Origin of the sequence: Shewanella sp. Arc9-LZ, assembly GCF_010092445.1 — a bacterium.
Lineage (GTDB): Bacteria > Pseudomonadota > Gammaproteobacteria > Enterobacterales > Shewanellaceae > Shewanella.
This window is the reverse complement of sequence record NZ_CP048031.1, coordinates 1841754-1858510: the sequence shown is the minus strand read 5'-3', so window position 1 is coordinate 1858510 and position 16757 is coordinate 1841754. Positions and strand designations below refer to the sequence as shown.

13 protein-coding genes are annotated in these 16757 nt (G+C 42.4%); 7 read left to right on the top strand and 6 right to left on the bottom strand.

Annotated elements, in window-relative coordinates:
• Positions 1–18 precede the first annotated feature (18 nt).
• The 4 genes from GUY17_RS07905 to GUY17_RS07890 all read left to right on the top strand — a co-directional run bounded on the left by GUY17_RS07905 (position 19) and on the right by GUY17_RS07890 (position 4533).
• Positions 19–1695 (top strand): sensor histidine kinase, encoded by a 1677-nt coding sequence (locus tag GUY17_RS07905; RefSeq protein ID WP_162022805.1) that lies wholly within the window; start codon positions 19–21, stop codon positions 1693–1695.
• Positions 1692–2402, top strand: coding sequence for a two-component system response regulator BtsR (gene btsR, locus GUY17_RS07900; protein ID WP_162022804.1), 711 nt, complete (start codon positions 1692–1694; stop codon positions 2400–2402). The genes GUY17_RS07905 and btsR overlap by 4 nt, the downstream gene beginning before the upstream one ends.
• A 174-nt stretch (positions 2403–2576) precedes the next feature.
• Positions 2577–4037 carry a carbon starvation protein A gene (locus GUY17_RS07895; protein WP_101088116.1) on the top strand — a complete coding sequence of 487 codons (1461 nt, stop codon included), beginning with the start codon at positions 2577–2579 and terminating at the stop codon, positions 4035–4037.
• Positions 4038–4146: 109 nt separating this feature from the next.
• Entirely contained in the window at positions 4147–4533 is a 387-nt protein-coding gene (locus GUY17_RS07890) for a VF530 family DNA-binding protein (RefSeq protein WP_162022803.1), read from the top strand.
• A 28-nt stretch (positions 4534–4561) separates the two neighbouring features.
• Here GUY17_RS07890 and GUY17_RS07885 read toward each other — a convergent pair whose 3' ends face one another.
• From GUY17_RS07885 to GUY17_RS07875, 3 genes are read right to left on the bottom strand one after another with little or no spacing between them, the layout of a single operon-like run.
• Positions 4562–5494, bottom strand: a complete 933-nt coding sequence (locus GUY17_RS07885; RefSeq protein WP_162022802.1) for a hypothetical protein — start codon at positions 5492–5494, stop codon at positions 4562–4564.
• 21 nt (positions 5495–5515) lie between these two features.
• On the bottom strand, positions 5516–6124 hold the full coding sequence (gene ribA / locus GUY17_RS07880; protein WP_101088110.1) for a GTP cyclohydrolase II: 609 nt from the start codon (positions 6122–6124) through the stop codon (positions 5516–5518).
• A 37-nt stretch (positions 6125–6161) separates the two neighbouring features.
• The gene (locus GUY17_RS07875; RefSeq protein ID WP_059746680.1) at positions 6162–6518 is read right to left on the bottom strand and encodes a YibL family ribosome-associated protein; all 357 of its coding nucleotides are present in this window, start codon (positions 6516–6518) and stop codon (positions 6162–6164) included.
• 449 nt (positions 6519–6967) lie between these two features.
• Between GUY17_RS07875 and GUY17_RS07870 the strand changes: the two genes are divergently transcribed.
• Both GUY17_RS07870 and GUY17_RS07865 read left to right on the top strand, forming a co-directional pair.
• Complete coding sequence (locus tag GUY17_RS07870; RefSeq protein WP_162022801.1) at positions 6968–9445, top strand: TonB-dependent siderophore receptor; 2478 nt, start codon at positions 6968–6970, stop codon at positions 9443–9445.
• A gap of 206 nt (positions 9446–9651) precedes the next feature.
• The gene (locus GUY17_RS07865) at positions 9652–10890 is read left to right on the top strand and encodes an NADH:flavin oxidoreductase/NADH oxidase family protein (protein WP_162022800.1); all 1239 of its coding nucleotides are present in this window, start codon (positions 9652–9654) and stop codon (positions 10888–10890) included.
• 120 nt (positions 10891–11010) lie between these two features.
• Here the strand turns inward: GUY17_RS07865 and nrdG are convergent, their stop codons facing one another.
• The 3 genes from nrdG to rssA all read right to left on the bottom strand — a co-directional run bounded on the left by nrdG (position 11011) and on the right by rssA (position 15209).
• Positions 11011–11478 carry an anaerobic ribonucleoside-triphosphate reductase-activating protein gene (gene nrdG / locus GUY17_RS07860; RefSeq protein WP_162022799.1) on the bottom strand — a complete coding sequence of 156 codons (468 nt, stop codon included), beginning with the start codon at positions 11476–11478 and terminating at the stop codon, positions 11011–11013.
• Entirely contained in the window at positions 11478–13595 is a 2118-nt protein-coding gene (gene nrdD, locus GUY17_RS07855) for an anaerobic ribonucleoside-triphosphate reductase (protein ID WP_162022798.1), read from the bottom strand. Before nrdD ends, nrdG begins: the two co-directional genes overlap by 1 nt.
• Before the next feature lie 669 nt (positions 13596–14264).
• Positions 14265–15209, bottom strand: a complete 945-nt coding sequence (rssA, locus tag GUY17_RS07850; protein WP_101088100.1) for a patatin-like phospholipase RssA — start codon at positions 15207–15209, stop codon at positions 14265–14267.
• A 183-nt stretch (positions 15210–15392) separates the two neighbouring features.
• Between rssA and GUY17_RS07845 the strand changes: the two genes are divergently transcribed.
• The gene (locus GUY17_RS07845; RefSeq protein ID WP_162022797.1) at positions 15393–16748 is read left to right on the top strand and encodes a DEAD/DEAH box helicase; all 1356 of its coding nucleotides are present in this window, start codon (positions 15393–15395) and stop codon (positions 16746–16748) included.
• Positions 16749–16757: the final 9 nt, after the last annotated feature.

Below are 16757 nucleotides of genomic sequence, written 5' to 3'. Positions count from 1 at the left end.
TTAATCCAAAGAGAATATATGTCGTTAATAATACTGCTAACACAGCAAATGTGTGTTTACTTAGTTATCGTTTACTTAGTCAGTAAAACGCCATTGTTTAAACTTTTCGCAGAAACATCAAAAAGATTACCGCACAAAATTTTTATCTATCTGGTGTTCTCCAGCTTTTGCATTATGGCGACTTACTTTGGTGAGCAAACATCTGGAGCCATCGCCAATACTCGTGCTATGGGCGCTGTGTTGGGCGGATTATTAGGTGGACCAGTCACTGGTCTACTGGTTGGGTTAACAGGTGGATTACACCGTTATTCAATGGGTGGATTCACTGATATTGCTTGCGCCATATCCACCACCTTAGAAGGCTTATCCGCGGGTATGATCAGTTATTACTTCAAAAAAGCCGGTAAATCAGAAATGGTTTATCAGCCAATTGTGGTATTTGGTGTGACGTTTATGGCTGAAATAATGCAGATGTCGATAATTGTATTAATCGCAAAACCCTTTGACCAAGCCTGGGAATTAGTCAAACTCATCGCCCCGCCAATGCTACTGATTAACTCATTAGGCGCGGCGATGTTTATGAGTATTGTTCGCGACCAAAAGGCCATGTTTGATAAACTTTCTTCCAGCTTTTCGACTAAAGCACTCAAAATAGCTGAGCGCAGTGTCGGCTTACTGTCTAAAGGGTTTGATTTAGAGTCGAGCCAAAAAGTCGCCCAGATAGTAATAGAAGAAACCCAAGTCGGCGCAGTCGCCATTACCGACACCACTAAATTACTGGCATTTATTGGGCTTGGTGCCGATCACCATATACCTAATACGCCTATTTCCTCAAAAATCACTCTCGAAGCCATCGCACAAAATAGTGTGATGTTTGCTGATGGTGTCGATACCACTTATTCCTGTTCTATATCGCCCAATTGCAGTTTAGGCTCAAGCCTAGTTATTCCGCTGCGCAGTAACGACGAAGTCATTGGCACCATTAAATTATACGAGCCTAAAAACAAATTGTTTTTAAACATTAATCGTACTTTAGGCGAAGGTATTGCCAGGTTACTGTCTAACCAAATTCTTTATGGCCGCTTTGAACAACAACAAAACTTATTGATGCAAGCAGAGATAAAATTGCTACAAGCTCAAGTTAATCCACACTTTTTATTTAATGCACTCAATACAATCAGTGCAATTATTAAGCGTGACCCGCAAATGTCTAAACAATTATTGCAGCAGTTATCGCAATTTTTACGCATCAACTTAACCCGAACGACTGGACTTGTGACAATGGCTGATGAACTTGAGCACATAGACGCTTACCTAGCCATTGAACGCGCCCGTTTTATCGACAAACTGCACGTCAACATAGATATTGCTATGATTTATCATCACCAAAAAATGCCTGCATTTACCTTACAGCCTTTGATTGAAAATGCAGTTAAACACGGTACGTCGCGGATGCTTGATGCTGGTGTTATTGATGTTAAAGCCACTTTAGACGGCGATGACTTATTGCTCAACGTGACCGATAATGCCGGTTTATATCAACCCTCTAAAAACACAGATGGTTTAGGCATGAACTTAGTCCACAAACGAATTCAAAATTTATTTGGCAGCCAATACGGTATTGAAGTTGAGTGTGAACCCGATGTATTCACCCGCGTTAGTGTGCGTTTACCGTTAAAGGAAATTGACCAATGATCTCGTGCTTAATCATTGATGATGAACCCTTCGCCCGCCAAGAAGTGGCAGATTTACTCGACAAACATCCTGATATCAAAGTCCTTGGACAGTGTAGTAATGCCATTGAAGCACTACAACAAATTAACCTGTTAAAGCCCGATCTGATTTTTGTTGATATTCAAATGCCACGGATAAATGGCATGGAGTTAATCGCCATGCTTAATCCTGAAAAAATGCCACGAGCAGTATTTATTACCGCATTTGATGAATATGCGATCAAAGCATTTGATAACAATGCATTTGACTACTTACTTAAACCCATCGATGAAAAACGCTTTAACCAAACTTTAGACAAAGTACGCACCAACATGACGCCGCAACTAATGACACAGATACTGCCAACGCAATTAGCCCATTTACCCTGCTACAGTGGCAATAAACTCAAAGTTGTCGCTACCGCTGATGTAGAATTTATAGTCAGTGATGTAGGCGGTATTCATGTGTGCTCCAATAAAGGTTTCAGTCACACCCAATTAACCCTTAAGGTATTAGAGCAAAAAACTGCGCTATTTCGTTGCCATAAACAATACTTACTGGCCCCAAGTGCTATTTCAGAAATTGAAATCACCGACACGGGCGCAGAAGTCACCACCCATAGCGGAGCAAAAGTGCCGGTGTCACGTCGTTATCTTAAAGAGTTAAAGCAGTTGCTTGGATTTCAATAACCAGGTATACACCACATAAAGCGTGACATGCACCACATTTGCCCAACCACCAACACCGCTCAGGATGACTATTTACCGCTTACTCAGCCTTTTTAACCTGTCACTCAGTTAGTCCCAAATACCCTATTTTGATGTTTTAAAATGATGTCACTATAAAAATGGGGAGATAACAAAATGACGTGGTTTTTACTTTGTGTAGGCCTGCTAATTGGCGGCTATTTTATTTATGGGGCTTTTGTCGAAAAAGTGTTCGGCATTAACACCCAAAGACAAACGCCTGCTTTCACTCAGACAGACGGTGTCGACTTCGTACCGATGTCTAAAGGGAAAGTATATTTAATTCAGCTGTTAAACATTGCTGGTGTCGGTCCAATTTTTGGTCCGATCCTTGGTGCCCTTTATGGCCCGGCGGCGATGCTATGGATAGTATTTGGTTGTATTTTTGCCGGTGCGGTTCACGATTATTTTTCGGGGATGTTATCGGTACGCAATAACGGTCAATCAGTTCCTAACTTGGCTGGTAAATATTTAGGTAAAAATGCCAAACACTTTATGAACTTGTTTGCCATTATCTTATTGTTGCTAGTTGGCGTGGTGTTTATCTCTGCTCCTGCAGGATTACTAAGCAAACTTACCGGACTAGATGTCACCATCTTTGTTGGTATCATTTTTGTGTATTATTTAATTGCTACCATCGTGCCTATCGACAAGATTATTGGTCGCTTATATCCATTCTTTGGTGCATTACTGGTCTTTATGTCACTCGGACTGATTATAGCGTTAGCATTATCAACCGAACATACCATGTTACCTGGTTTTGAAATGGGTGACTTCTTTAGCAACTTAAACCCAAATGACATGCCATTATGGCCAGCCTTGTTCATCACGATTGCATGTGGTGCAGTATCGGGATTCCATGCAACACAATCACCTTTAATGGCGCGCTGCGTTGAAAATGAATCAAACGGCCGCTTTGTATTTTTTGGCGCCATGATTGGTGAAGGTGTTATTGCATTAATTTGGTGTGCAATTGCATTATCATTCTTTGGTGGTGTTGAAGGATTGAATGTCGGTATGGCTGGTAACCCAGCAAATGTTGTATACGAAGCATCTAATGGGCTATTGGGTACATTTGGTGGCTTCTTGGCTATCTTAGGTGTCATTGTATTGCCTATCACCTCTGGCGATACCGCATTTCGTTCAGCGAGATTAATTTTGGCAGAGTTCTTTAACATCAAGCAAATTGAGTTACCGAAGCGTTTAATGCTAGCACTACCATTATTTGTCGTCGGTGCCGTATTGACTCAAGTCGACTTTGGTATTATCTGGCGCTACTTTGGTGTCGCAAACCAAACTACTGCTGTATTAATGTTATGGACCGCTTCAGCTTACTTGCTGCGCTACAATAAATTCCATTGGATTTGTACTGTACCGGCTATGTTCATGACCTGTGTTGTGATTAGCTTTATGTTGAACTCATCAACATTAGGTGCAGGTCTACCGATGACGGTGTCAACCATTGCAGGTTTAGTCACTACCGCAATCATTGCGACAATGATTATTATTAAAACCAAAGGCAAAGGGGATATTGACACTGACGAAGATGACAAAGTTGAACTAGTCAACGAGCTATAGAGGTTAATATCATCAATAAACGGCAGCTTCGGCTGCCGTTCTTGTGTTGATATCACTTTGGCAACAATGTGGGTATAATATTGCCAAACTTAATTAGCTCGCACGGCTCATGACACAAGCAAACAATCCGCTTCACGGCATAAAACTAGAAACTATCGTGACTTCACTCGTTGAAAAGTACGGCTGGGAAGAGCTCGCATCTAGGATAAACATTCAGTGTTTCAAAGATAACCCGAGTGTAAAATCAACCTTGAAGTTTTTACGTAAAACGCCTTGGGCTCGTGACAAAGTTGAATACTTATATCGTAAAGCAAACAAGCTGCCATTACCGCCGCCTAAAGAAGATAGCCGTGGATCATTTTCCGCTAAATCTCGGCCAGCCAAAGCCAATGCGGCTAAACCTGCAGTAAATAAAGTCGTTTCTACTAAAGCTAGCTCAGAGACTGCATCGACAGAACCTGTGAATGCCAATATTTGGGGAACTAGCTCAAATTAATGTATTCACCTATTCACATTGGTAGGGCTTATAGCGGAAATTCAAAAATTAAGCGCCACACTTTAAGCCCACCACCGACTTGATAACTTAATCCAAAATGTTCAATTTCGACACTGTCTAAGCCTATCGCACTCAAGTTGATAGGTTTAGAGAATGCTAGCGTTGCGCCTATTTCATAGGTGTATGAGGTTAGAACATCTTTCCCAACTGGGGTAACAAATTTTAGTTTATCGAAATACCAGTGTCCGGCAATAAACAATCTCGGTTCAACCCGGACATCTTGCCACTGCCAATCATAATTAACCCCAAAATCTACACCTGTTTTAAAAACCGAATAGCCTTCTGTGCTGTCGTTTTGATTACTTTGGTAACCTGCATAATAAATCCGATTTACCCAAATAGGGGTAAACAAAGGCGCATCAAGTTTATAGAGTGCAGAAACGCCAGTGGAAAAAATACCCACATGACTGTAAGTTGAAAAATTATGTCCATAGCCTAAATCAACATAGCTCTCAAGCGTTAACGTGTCGTCCACCAGCCAGTGATATTCAAGCCCAGGGGTTAGAGTAATTGTGCCGACATTGTTAGGAATGCTGCCTTGAGGTAGGTCATTAAAGGAGTAATCAAAAAAACCAAATGATGCAGTAAAGCGTAACTTCAATAAATAGTCATCTGTTGAGTCAAGCACAAATCCCATAGGAATATTGGCGACAGCAGCGCTTTGGCCAGAAGTTCGATACACACCGCTGCCTAGGTAATTGGCAAATGCATAATGAGACGCGTCAGGTTCAGTGATCAGCTCTGGTGGTGTAGTCGGCGTTAATTCAGCAGCATGACTCATACTGCTACAAACAATAAGCAATATCATCAAAGATAAGCGGAAGGTTACATCTATAAAACGCAGGTAATCAAACAATGATGATTCAATAAGCGGTAAGTTCTGCCTTTGTTTCATCATCATTTAGACTATTATTGTTGCAGACTATTCATCGTGGAAATGGTATTCCGACATCATATGGCCCAACTCTGTTGATTTGGTCTTTAAGTATGATTCGTTATAGCGATTCTTTCCCACTTGTAACGGAATACGTTCTGCGACTTCGATACCCATATTTTGCATCGCCATCACTTTACGCGGGTTATTGGTCATCAACTTTACTTTAGTCACGCCAATTTGCGTTAACATCGGCAAAACCATGTCGTATTTACGCATATCAGCTTCAAAGCCTAAACGCTCATTCGCTTCAACCGTATTGGCACCAGCATCTTGCAGCTCGTAAGCTCTTATTTTATTAAGCAACCCAATACCACGGCCTTCCTGGCGCAAGTACAGAAGAAACCCCTGCCCTTGTTCAGCAATACTCTGCATTGCTGCTTGTAATTGAAAACCACAATCACAACGTAAACTAAATAATGCATCACCGGTCAAACATTCAGAATGAATACGACCTAACATGGGCTCTGTGGGATCCAGTTGACCAAATGTCAAAGCAACGTGTTCTTTACCTGTCGCGGTTTCTTCAAAACCGTGCATAGCAAAAACACCCCAAGGAGTGGGTAACTTAGATGTTGCGATATACTTTACCGACATGAATTAACCTTACGACAACTAACTGTAAAAGAAAATATTAGAACTTAGCAGGCGCAAAACCCGTCACATCTTTTATGCCCATTTCACGGCCTAATGCCGTTAAAGGATGCACAACGACTAAACCTTTAACCGACTTGTTTAACTTACCCATATCGGCTTGTTCGGCTTTAGTCAGCACGCGCTTAAATCCTAATGCTTTCAGCGCCACACCTTCTTTGCTGAACTCGCGAGTTTGCTGGCCTTTAATGCTGGCGATTCGCTTAGTCACTGTCGCCACTTCTTTCTTAAACTGCAGGACAATCGTGGCATCGCCACGTGCTTCAGCCGCAGCTAACTTGCGACGAAACTTGTCTAATTTATCATTCAATGTCTGCAGTTCTAGCTTTAAATTCATTTGATTACCTTAAGTGCTTTGGCGTGTTAGTGAATCGTTTACGCTTATACGTTTATCACAACACCGTTTCGGAGGCAGATTATATACCCAAAACCACCTAAGATGCGAATAGCAAACGCTTCATATATGAATGTACAGGCAAAGTTTTTCACCCTGTACAAACAATCTGGATATTATCGCATTACAATTAATCATCAGCGTGAGATGCGGTGCACTTATTGGATAACAAATACTAATGTGTGCTTAAGCCACTTAATACCTAAGCTTTACCATGATTTATGCCCTTTATTGGCAAGTTAACCATGCTCATTCCTCACTCAAATTGTGCAATTGATCAGCAATCAAATCACCAAAACCCATTCTTTGCCACATTTATCACAACACACCATTGCAATACTTATGATAATCATTATCATTCGCAACATTGTTAATAAAGAGCCTAACCCGTTATGACGCCATTACGTTTATCGCTACTCGCCCTTGCTTGTCAAAGTGTACTGTTTCCCGTTTATGCTCACGCACAAACGCCTACTTCCCAATCTGAGGTTACAACACAACCTGCAGATGATACGACCAATGCATCATCCTCTACCAATTATGAACGAATAACAGTTTATGGCAGACAAAACCAAGTAGTGATGAACTCCGGCTTAGCAACCAAATCTGATATGTCGCTGATGGAAACGCCTGCCGCGGTGGTGATTGTTGATGAAGCATTAATTGATGCCCAAGGCATCACCAACATGCAAGATTTGGTTCGTAACATCAGCGGCGTAACCCAAGCGGGTAATAATTATGGTATTGGCGACAATTTGGTCGTGCGCGGATTAGGCGCCAACTACACTTACGATGGTATGTATGGCGGTGCTGGATTAGGTAACACTTTTAATCCAACTCGTTCACTAACCAACGTGAGTTCCGTTGAAGTACTCAAGGGTCCTGCTACTGGTCTGTATGGTATGGGTAGCGCGGGTGGCGTGATTAACCTTATTGAGAAAAAACCTCAATTTGACAGTAAACAGTTGTTTGAAGCTGAAGTGGGTCAATGGGATAGTTATTCTCTCATGGCTGATTCTACGGGCGGAATAACTGACGATTTAGCCTATCGCCTCGTGGCAAAAACGGCTCGAAGTACAGGTTATCGAGATCTTGGTACCGACCGCGATGAAATATATGGCTCGATTAAATATGTATTGAATGAAAACCAAAATATTATGCTATCAACAGCATATATTAGCGATGCGATCCCCGTCGATTCAATCGGCCATCCTATCCGCATTTATAACGCAGCTTCAGTCGAGGGAAAAACCGCTGGTGAAGTCAGCTGGCAAGACTTAGTCAACGACCCTACCAGTAATGGTTTACAACTCACAGACGATCAGCGCCAACAATTAACCGACTCGTTAAGCGCAAATGATGGCCTAACACCGTATGAGTTTGGTCATAACGGTCTTATTTCACCAATGGCGAAAGACAATGAAGGCGAAGAGTTGCGCTTTAAACTAAGCCATAATGTGTACTTAACCGATGACTTATTTTTAAACCAACAACTGCAATACCGTAATTACGAAACCAGCTTTGCTCGTCAAACAGGGGCTTATAATTATGTTTATTGGCAACGTAGTGGCGTAATTAACGCTGACCCACGTGCGCCCTTGGTTGAAGATGGCACTCTATACCCTTATGCGGCACGCCGTCAGGAATACCGCAAAGTCTCGGCAGAAGAAAAGTCATGGCAGTATTTTGCCGACTTACGTTATGACTTCGACATTGGCAATATCAGTAACGAATTATTAGTTAATGCTAATTTTGAAGATCGCGATATTCGCTTTAAACAGTATTCAATTTACGACGCCGATTACACCTTGAAAGATGCCGATGGTAATTTGTCATATCAAGGTTCGCTACCGTATATTTATGATATCCGTAACCCCAATTGGGGCGAAGGTGAATTTGAAGACTACGATCCATTATTAACCAGTAACTACAATAAATCTGTCACAGCTTGGGGCTTGGGCTTACAACATGTGGGTTATTTAGGTGGCGGATTTACTAGCCGTATTGGTGTCGCATTCAATGAAATTAAACAAAGTTATGAACACTTGGGTGTCGATGCTCGTTACAGTAGTAGCTTAGCTGACCCTCAACCAGAAGCGGATACCACAGATAACGGTGTAACCTACAATTTAGGCCTAACTTATATGCCAACTGACGATATCTCTATTTTCGTTAATCATTCTAAAGGCCGTACAGCATACAGTGTGTTAGGCGATGTAAAAGGCAATGAAGCAGACCGTGAAGATTCTCAATCTATCAGTAATGATTTAGGTATTCGTGCCAAAGCATTTGATGATCAATTGCTTGCATCTTTGGTCTTTTTCAAAACATCACGTACTAATGTGGCTTATAGCAATCCAGAATACGAAAGCAGCGAAGCAACACCTGATATCTTCCCGTATTTTTACGACGGCAGCGAAGATACTAAAGGGGTGGAGCTAGATCTGAATGCATATTTAAGTGACCAATGGAAAGTCAACGTTAACGCGGTTTACCAAGATGCTAGAGACAATCAAAATCCAAATAGCAGTGATTATGGCCAACGCCAAAAAGGTGTACCTTACGTCACAGCGGGCGCTTGGGTAACTTATGCCGCAGAATTTGCCTTACCAGCACCGGTATCAATCAGTCTTGGGGCTAAATATGTCGATGAACGCAGCACACACTCTAGTTCTTTTGGTATTCCAGATGGTTATGTGCCAAGTTATACGGTAATCGATTCAGCGATTAGTTATGACGTTGAACGTTATAAAATTCAATTGAACATTAATAACTTATTTAATGAAACATATTACGATAAAGCCATGTTCTTAGGCGGATTACCCGGCGAAGAGCGTAATGCGAAGTTAACCCTAACTTATCGTATTTAAAAACATATCAATCTGGATTTTGTTTGCTCGAAATCTAGATCTCAATTTAGCGTTAAATCTAGCGCTAAATTGAGTAACGAGATGATGAAAGCACTGCCTGTGGCAGTGCTTTTTTTATCCCTTTCTAATAAGGACAATTGACTATCTAGGCTACTTGTAGGATAAACAACACATTAATTCAGCGGCTTACCTTAGGATATTATTTCATGGCTAATACCATTTTCACACCATACACCTTGAGCAATGGTGCCATCATCCCCAATAGATTGGTTAAAGCCGCAATGGAAGAAAACCTTGCTAACACCTTACAACAACCTGATGACGCATTGTTCAACTTGTATGAAGCATGGGCAAAAGGCGGCGTAGGATTAATGATCACCGGTAACGTGATGATTGATCCCTTAGCCATGACCGGCCCTGGCGGAGTGGTATTAGATCCCAACAGCGCACTTGAGCCGTTCATCCAATGGGCCAAAACAGCTAAGCAAAATAACGCCAGAATATGGATGCAAATCAATCATCCAGGCCGTCAGGTGTTTAAAGCGATGGGCGGTAAAAATCTAGCCCCTTCTGCCATCGCTCTCGATTTAGGCAAACACTCATCCATGTTCTCTCAACCAAAAGCGATGACAACAGCAGACATTGAAGAGGTTATCCAACGGTTTGCTACCACAGCACAATTGGCTCAACAAGCTGGGTTTGATGGAGTACAAATTCATGCTGCACACGGATACTTGCTGGCTCAATTTTTATCGCCGTTAACCAATCAACGTAATGATCAATGGGGCGGAAAGCTTGAAAATCGTGCCAAGTTATTACTCGAAGTGGTTAAGCAAGTAAGACTTAAATGTGGTGCCGATTTCGATGTAGCAGTAAAACTCAACTCTGCTGATTTCCAACGCGGTGGCTTTGATGTCGACGACGCCGAAAAGGTCATTAATATGTTGGCACAGTATCACGTTGAAATGGTGGAATTATCAGGTGGCAGCTACGAGGCACCAGCCATGCAAGGTCGCAGTGCTGATGAGCGAACGTTAGCTCGAGAGGCTTATTTTTTAAGTTTAACATCGCAGTTGGTCCAGCGTAGCCCTATTCCATTAATGTTAACCGGAGGTATTCATCGCCTACCTGTGGCTCAACAAGTTATTGATGCTGGTTTTGCATTGTGTGGTATCGCTAGCGCCCTCGCCTTCTATCCAGACTTAGCCAATAGATGGCTAATTCAGCCAGAGTTTGTCCCGTCTATTCCAACAGTGAATTGGCAAAGTAAACCTTTAGCTGGGCTGGCGACGATGGCCGTCATTAAACGCCAACTTCGTCGTGTAAGCCAAGGTAAGTCGCCACACACTAATGATTCACCATTGTGGAGTTTATTGATCGATCAATATAAAACCAAACAGCGCACTAAACGTTATCGCCATATTGTGGGTCTTTCTAATCATTAACGGGTTAACGATTAGCGGGTTAAACATTTATTTGCTAACGATTAACGTGCTAACGATTAGCGCGCTGACAGTTAAAGTGCTGACATTAAGCGACTCGTCTTAACGCCTTCATATAAAACGCTAGCGCATAAAACGATGGATCTGTTGATTCATACTGCCGCGCCATAATAGCGCGGGGTCGGCTTTGTCTTGCTCATACTTACCGTCAATCAACACATCCACAAAGTTCACCACAGCTTGTTGCTGCGGTGTAAGTTCAGCCCGTTGATAACCGGTCCACAGCCAAATATCTTTATCGGGACATTCCAGCTTTACCCGCGTAACCAATTTTAGTACGCCTTCAAAATTGGCGGGATGCAGCGGATCGCCACCACTTAACGACAAGCCTCGACGGTAAATACGAGTATCGGTTAAATCATCAATAATCTGATCTTCTAGTGCTTGGCTAAAAATATGGCCAGCATCTACACGCCAAGTACTTTGGTTATAGCAACCTTTACAACCATGCTCGCAACCGCTGACAAATAACGTACAGCGGGTGCCTTCACCGTTAATCACATCAACGCTATGATATGCACTGTAATGCATTATAAATGCTTCACTCTACGCTTAACTTCTTCTTGCTTACCGAAGTTAAATGGTCGTGCATCTGGGCTACCTAAATAACCACACACGCGACGAGTAACAGACACTCGGCTTGGCTCATGATTACCACATTTAGGACACACAAAGCCCTTACTAGTACAATTAAATTCACCAATAAAACCGCACTCGTAACACTCATCAATGGGAGTATTGGTGCCGTAATATGGCACTCGGCTATAACTGTAATCCCAAACGTTTTCGAGCGCTTCAATATTGTGCTGCATGTTGGGATATTCGCCGTAACAAATAAACCCACCATTAGCGATCGCTGGATAAGGTTGTTCAAAATCAATCTTATCAAAAGGATTTACTTTCTTTTCGACATCTAAGTGAAAACTATTGGTGTAATAGCCTTTGTCGGTCACACCTGCCACTACGCCAAACTGGGTAGTATCAAGCTGACAAAAACGGCTGCATAAATTTTCACTTGGGGTACTGTATAAACTAAAGCCATAACCTGTTTGTTGTTTCCAAGACTCAGTGGCTTGCTTTAAATGACTAATAATGGCGACAGCTTTATCACGTAATTGTGTGTTATCAAACACATGTTCAGCATTGCTATATAAAGCATTAATGGTTTCGTGAAGACCAATAAACCCTAACGAAATTGATGCCCGGCCATTTTTAAAGATTTCGCTCACATCATCATCCGCATTTAGGCGCACACCACAGGCGCCTTCCATATAAAGGATTGGTGCCACTCGTGCTTTGACTCCGGCTAAACGGGCAATACGCGTTTCTAAGGCTTTGCGGGCAATTAACAAACGCTCATCGAGTATTTGATAAAAACGCTGTTCATCTTTACCTGCTTCCAACGCTATACGCGGTAAATTAAGACTGACAACACCTAGATTATTGCGGCCTTCATGGACCAATTGACCATTTTCTTCATAGGCGCCCAAAAATGAGCGACATCCCATTGGGGTTTTAAACGAACCGGTGACTTTCACGACTTGATCATAATTGAGAATATCTGGGTACATGCGCATACTTGAACACGTTAAGGCCATCTTTTTGATATCGTAATTAACATCAGTCGCTTTATGATTCACGCCATCTTTAATGGCAAACACCAATTTTGGAAAGACTGCTGTTTTACGATTTTTACCTAAACCCGCCATACGTACAGTTAACATCGATTGCTGAATTAAACGCGACTCCCACGACACGCCTAAACCAAAACCAAATGTGACAAATGGCGTTTGGCCGTTGGCGGTATGCAGGGTATTCACTTCATATTCAAGTGACTGGAATGCGTCATGACACTCTTTTTCGGTTTGCGTCATGGCATAACCTTCTACGTCAGCCACTTGCCATTTTTTTGCGACGCTAAGGTGCTTTTGATAACTGATTTGCACAAACTCAGCTAACACTTCGTCGATACGGTTAATCGTGGTACCACCATAAATGTGGCTCGCGACCTGGGCAATAATTTGCGCCGTAACTGCGGTAGCAGTTGAGATAGACTTAGGCGGTTCTATTTCAGCATTACCCATTTTAAAACCATGCGTTAACATGCCGGCTAAATCAATTAGCATGCAGTTAAACATCGGGAAAAAAGGCGCATAATCTAAGTCGTGATAGTGAATTTCGCCTTTTTCATGGGCGGCTACCACATCTTTTGGCAGTAAATGCGTTTTGGCATAATGCTTGGCCACAATGCCCGCTAATAAATCTCGTTGGGTCGGGATGACTTTGGCATCTTTATTGGCATTTTCGTTTAAAATGGCACTATCAGATTGCTCAACCAAACCGCGAATAGCACAATTTAATTTACTCTGGGTTTCACGGTGTTTATCTCTATCGTGACGGTACTCAATGTAATGACGCGCCACCGACTTAAACGGGCCCGACATTAATAAATTTTCAACTGCATCTTGTAGTTCGTGAATATCAACTTCGGTCTTCACAGCCATTTGCTGCTCTACCGTCTGCGCTAACTGCTGTGCATATTGATGGTCGGCTATACCTGCAGACTCCATTGCTGCCACAACAGCCTCTTTGATTCGACATCCATCAAAAGCAGTTCGGCATCCATCCCTTTTCACTACTACAAGCATACAACCATCCTTTACAAGCACTATATATAGCGCTTTAATACACGTACAACACAAGATAGAGTGTATTAGACACATTTACGCGGAGTAATACCTTGATCCAGATCATAATTGTCGGCAGTACTTAATATTGAAAAAACACTTGCTATCAGCGATAGATATTGTAGGAATAGCAACTAATTTTGACAGGCTAATACAAGGGGATAAAATCGACATAATTTAGCGATTTGGGATGCTTTGCTGAATCGATAATCTGATGTGAAAACGCCATAAGGGTTGTATTTGACAGCTTAAAATGGTGCTGAATGACGGTATTAAGTCATTGATCGAACCTTAAATGGCTAGATCAACAACACAAATAACTTACCCACTGTATCTAATGACTCGGTAGTTATCGTTAGATAGTTGCGGGTAGATCATTGCGGGCAAGTCACTACTAGATAATGACTAGATAATGACTAAATAACCATGAGTTAACTATGAGATAACTATGAGATAACTATGAGAGAGTGAATAATCTTATCAACCCATCAGACTGCGCAGGTTAGACAATGCCCTAGTTGAATAACAAACGCGGATTTAATGACAAATACCGATAAAATAGCAAATATTCACACAGCGGCAATCAACGGGTGTATTTATCATAAACACACCACTATATTCGATACTGCTTCAACATTTCTTTAAGGTCGCTTCGATTAAATGTTTAATATCACTTACAGCCTGCTCACCTGCTTTAATCGCTTCTTTAGCGCGATGAAACTCCATGGTGCCAATATCACCCACATCAGGTACGATGCAAATATCAGGTGGCTCGCCCATTAGGCGTGAACGTTTATGGCGTTGTTCTAAAATATCCATCGATTGTGACATCACCGCCAGCATACCCGGATGGGATTTTGAGCTTCCTAAAGAGAATTTATCGGTTAAGCCATTCATATAATCTTTGCCTTTACCCCATAGGTCCATAAAGCCAGATTCAAGCTCGCGCTTTTCATCAATAGGTTCAGACTTAGTGGCTTTGCGGCTTTTTACTTGCTCTGGGATTAAGTGCATTTGGCCACGACGATGGCCATTTAAATCCACCGCAATAACCACATCAACGCCCATAGAGCGAGCTAATGATACCGGCACAGGATTCACTACCGCACCGTCCACAACCCAGCGATGCCCTTGCTGTACTGGGGGTAAAAAGCCCGGCATTGAACATGAAGCCCTAACCGCATGGCGTAAGTCACCTTCTTTAAACCAAATCTCTTGCCCAGAATATAAATCTGTCGCGACTGCAGCAAAGGGACGATTCAGCTGTTCAATGTTAAGGTCGCCAATACGATTAGCCAATACATCAAATACTTTTTCACCACTGATAAGTCCGCCTTTTCGCCAGCCTAAATCCATTAACCCGAGTACATCCCAACTTGAAAATCCACTCACCCAGGTTTCAAGTTCACCCAAATGATTATTGGCATAGGCAGCACCCACTAATGCCCCTACCGAACAACCTGCCACTTTGTCAGGATAAATATCTAACTTGGCTAAACCATTCAATACCCCAATATGTGCCCAACCTTTAGCGGCTCCACTGCCTAGCGCTAATCCCACGGTGAGCTTTGTCATCTTTCGTTCCTTCCATGCTCGGTATTCAATTTTACGATACGCCCGCCTGAATCGTCCAATAGCGACGTAGAACTCAGGCCATAATATAAAGCTAAAAAATAGCATAACTAAAGCGACTCTTGTTGGCTATAGCAAGGTGAAACAGCTATAATCGTCGGCTATCATTTTTTAGGGGATTTACCTTTGCAATTTACCGATTTTTCGTTGGACAAGCGCCTGCTTGACAGTCTAAAGCACCTTGGCATTTCTACGCCTACCGATGTTCAAGCGCAAGCACTTCCCATTGCCTTATCAGGTAAAGATTTAATGGCATCGTCTAAAACCGGCTCAGGTAAAACCTTAGCGTTTTTATTGCCCGCAATGCAACGCGTGATATCCACTAGAGCATTGTCGAAAAAAGATCCTCGGGTACTTATCTTGTTACCGACTCGTGAATTAGCCCAGCAAGTTTATGGCCAATTACGTTTATTAGTCGCCAATACCCAATATAAAGCCATTAGCGTACTCGGCGGTGAGAACTTTAACGACCAAGCCAAAGCATTGGCCAGAGATCCACATTTCATTGTTGCCACACCGGGACGTATTGCGGATCACTTACAACAGCGCCACTTATATTTAAATGGCTTAGAATTACTGGTTCTTGACGAAGCTGACCGTATGCTCGATTTAGGTTTTGCGCCACAGCTAAAAGCCATTAATGATGCCGCTGATCATAAGCGTCGCCAAACGTTAATGTTTTCAGCTACGTTAGATCATGAAAGCATCGGTGACATTGCAACAACATTGCTCAAAACACCAAGCCATGTCTCTATCGGTGAGTCTTACACTGAACATAAAGATATTGAGCAACGAATTATTTTGGTTGACCATTTAGACCATAAACAAGCCTTGCTACAGCACATCTTAAGCCAAGAGCAACACAAGCAAGTGATTGTATTTACCGCTACGCGTTCAGATACCGACCGTTTAGCCACGCTATTGGCTGCGCAAGGTTTTGCCACCTCAGCACTCAGTGGTGATTTAAAGCAATCGGCTCGTAACCAAATTATGGATCAATTTGCTCGTGGCCAATCAAAAATATTAGTGACAACCGATGTGGCATCACGCGGCCTTGATTTAATCAACGTATCATTAGTGATTAACTTTGATATGCCAAAGTTTGCAGAAGAGTACGTCCACCGTATTGGTCGTACTGGCCGTGCAGGCGCTAAAGGTGATGCGGTTTCATTTGTAGGTCCTAAAGATTGGGACAGCTTTAAAAAAGTACAATTGTTTTTACGTAAAAATTTCGACCTCACGGTGATTGAAGGCTTAAAGGCCAAATTTAGCGGTCTAAAAGATAAGCCTCAGGCAGGCAAAGCCGGTACCAGTGCAAAAGCAGCTGTGATCAACAATAGAGTTAGCGCACCTAAAAAACCTAAAGCGGCACCAAAGAGTGATAAACGCTTTATCACTGGCGTCGATGTCGGTGATGCGCCAGTTCGCCGTAAAGTTAAGCCTATTGTCATTATCGAAGACGACGGCACAGCAGAAGACTAGATAGCCCAT

Excerpts from the sequence above, each read along its gene's own strand:
- GUY17_RS07895 (WP_101088116.1), top strand. The coding sequence starts at position 2,577 with ATGACGTGGTTTTTACTTTGTGTAGGCCTGCTAATTGGCGGCTATTTT.
- GUY17_RS07905 (WP_162022805.1), top strand. The coding sequence starts at position 19 with ATGTCGTTAATAATACTGCTAACACAGCAAATGTGTGTTTACTTAGTT.
- GUY17_RS07870 (WP_162022801.1), top strand. The coding sequence starts at position 6,968 with ATGACGCCATTACGTTTATCGCTACTCGCCCTTGCTTGTCAAAGTGTA.
- GUY17_RS07885 (WP_162022802.1), bottom strand. The coding sequence starts at position 5,494 with ATGATGATGAAACAAAGGCAGAACTTACCGCTTATTGAATCATCATTG.
- GUY17_RS07865 (WP_162022800.1), top strand. The coding sequence starts at position 9,652 with ATGGCTAATACCATTTTCACACCATACACCTTGAGCAATGGTGCCATC.
- btsR (WP_162022804.1), top strand. The coding sequence starts at position 1,692 with ATGATCTCGTGCTTAATCATTGATGATGAACCCTTCGCCCGCCAAGAA.
- rssA (WP_101088100.1), bottom strand. The coding sequence starts at position 15,209 with ATGACAAAGCTCACCGTGGGATTAGCGCTAGGCAGTGGAGCCGCTAAA.
- GUY17_RS07875 (WP_059746680.1), bottom strand. The coding sequence starts at position 6,518 with ATGAATTTAAAGCTAGAACTGCAGACATTGAATGATAAATTAGACAAG.
- nrdG (WP_162022799.1), bottom strand. The coding sequence starts at position 11,478 with ATGCATTACAGTGCATATCATAGCGTTGATGTGATTAACGGTGAAGGC.
- ribA (WP_101088110.1), bottom strand. The coding sequence starts at position 6,124 with ATGTCGGTAAAGTATATCGCAACATCTAAGTTACCCACTCCTTGGGGT.
- GUY17_RS07890 (WP_162022803.1), top strand. The coding sequence starts at position 4,147 with ATGACACAAGCAAACAATCCGCTTCACGGCATAAAACTAGAAACTATC.
- nrdD (WP_162022798.1), bottom strand. The coding sequence starts at position 13,595 with ATGCTTGTAGTAGTGAAAAGGGATGGATGCCGAACTGCTTTTGATGGA.